This window comes from Streptomyces griseorubiginosus (assembly GCF_017614965.1).
Taxonomy (GTDB): Bacteria; Actinomycetota; Actinomycetes; order Streptomycetales; family Streptomycetaceae; genus Streptomyces; species Streptomyces griseorubiginosus_B.
The window spans coordinates 1-1,603 of the sequence record NZ_WVUG01000629.1 but is presented as its reverse complement, the minus strand read 5'-3'; the positions used below and the strand labels follow the sequence as shown (position 1 = coordinate 1,603).

The window sequence follows — 1,603 nt, the reverse complement described above, 5'->3', positions numbered from 1 at the left end:
GTGCGGGGCCGGTGAGCGGGGCCTCGGAGGGAGTGAGGGTTCGTTCATTGAACCTAGTCATGTGGGCCACCGTAACACCCAAGGTTCGGTCATTGAACCAACCTCGCGAAAAATGGTTACAGTGGACGGCATGGCACTGGGCAAGGACTACGCGACACAGGAGTGCTCCATCGCCCGCGCGCTGGAGGTCATCGGCGAGCGGTGGACGATGCTGGTGATCCGCGACGCGCTCTACGGCGTCCGGCGATACAACGACTTCCTCGTCCACCTCGGCATCCCGCGCGCGGTCCTCGCCGCCCGCCTGCAGACGCTGACCGCGGAGGGGATCCTCGAGAAGCGCCGCTACCAGGAATCGCCGCCGCGCGACGAGTACGTCATCACCGAGCGCGGCATCGCCCTGTGGCCGACCCTCCGCTCGCTCGGCATCTGGGGCCGCGAGCACTTCCAAGAGGCCCGGCTGCGCTCCTACCGGCATGCCGACTGCGGCACCGAACTCGGGACCTACGGCGAATGTCCCGCGTGCGGAACTCTCGTACCGGTCGCCGACGTTCTCATGGTGCCGGAACCCGGTCTCAGTCAGGATCCGGCCGATCCGGTCAGCAAGGCGCTGCTCAAGCCGAAGCGTCTGCTGGAGCCGGTGGAGACCACGAGCGCCTAGGGGGGAGGGGCATGATCCGCGACCGAGTGGTCCGCGACCGAGTGGTCCGGGACCGAGCGTTCGGGAGCCGGGTGTTCCGCGACCGAGCGTTCGGGAACCAGGTGTTCCGCGACCGCCTCTCCGCGCGCCCCTTCGCCGTGCTCCTCCTGTTGCTCCTCCAGCTCGCGCTCCTCGACGCCGGCACTCTCACCGCCACCGTCGCCCTCGCCGCCACCGCGGCGGTCGGTGCCGCGCTCGCCGCCTGTGCGCTGGTCGCCGCGAGGTGCGCCCCCGCAGTGCCACCGACACGCGTGCGTACGGCGATACGGGACCGGGCCCGTCGTACGGCCTTCCTGCCCCAACGCGACCCCGACGCCAGAGGACGCACCCGGCCCCGAGCCCCCGGACACACCCTCCCGGCGACCGTCGCGTAGGGGCACGTCCGTGACCCCGCGCGGGTCGTCATGCCGCAAGTACCACTCTCACCCCGGCATGACCCTCGGAGGGTTCACCCATGTCCGTCTTCACCGTCTTCGCCGACGTCGTCGACCAGCTCGCCGACCTGCTCCAACCGCTGTTCGGCGCCGCGGCGGCGGCCGCCGCGATCATCCTGTTCACCGCGCTCGTACGACTCCTCGTGCATCCCCTGTCCCGGGCCTCGGCGCGCGGGCAGAAGGCCCGGACCGCCCTGCAGCCGAAGATCGCCGAGCTGCGCAGAAAGCACGCCAAGGACCCCGAGAAGCTGCAGAAGGCGGTGCTGGAGCTGCACGCGGAGGAAAAGGTGTCGCCGCTGTCGGGATGCCTCCCCGGGCTGCTGCAGCTGCCCGCGTTCTTCCTGCTGTACCACCTCTTCTCCAGCCCGAGGATCGGCGGGGAGAGCAACGGTCTGCTCGACCACCGGCTGCTCGCCGCGCCGCTCGGCGGGCGGTGGGGCGACGCGCTCGGGAGCGGGGGCGTGTTCGGGGC

3 protein-coding genes are annotated in these 1,603 nt (G+C 70.7%); all 3 read left to right on the top strand.

What is annotated here, in order from left to right; all coding sequences use genetic code 11:
* The first annotated feature begins 130 nt into the window (after nucleotides 1-130).
* Nucleotides 131-658: a winged helix-turn-helix transcriptional regulator gene (locus GRC12_RS44325; RefSeq protein WP_208786076.1), complete on the top strand. Its 528-nt coding sequence runs from the start codon at nucleotides 131-133 to the stop codon at nucleotides 656-658.
* A gap of 101 nt (nucleotides 659-759) precedes the next feature.
* Complete coding sequence (locus GRC12_RS44320) at nucleotides 760-1,071, top strand: DUF6412 domain-containing protein (protein ID WP_208786077.1); 312 nt, start codon at nucleotides 760-762, stop codon at nucleotides 1,069-1,071.
* 80 nt (nucleotides 1,072-1,151) lie between these two features.
* Nucleotides 1,152-1,603, top strand: a 452-nt coding sequence (locus GRC12_RS44315; RefSeq protein WP_208786075.1) for a YidC/Oxa1 family membrane protein insertase, incomplete at its 3' end; no start/stop codon positions are given.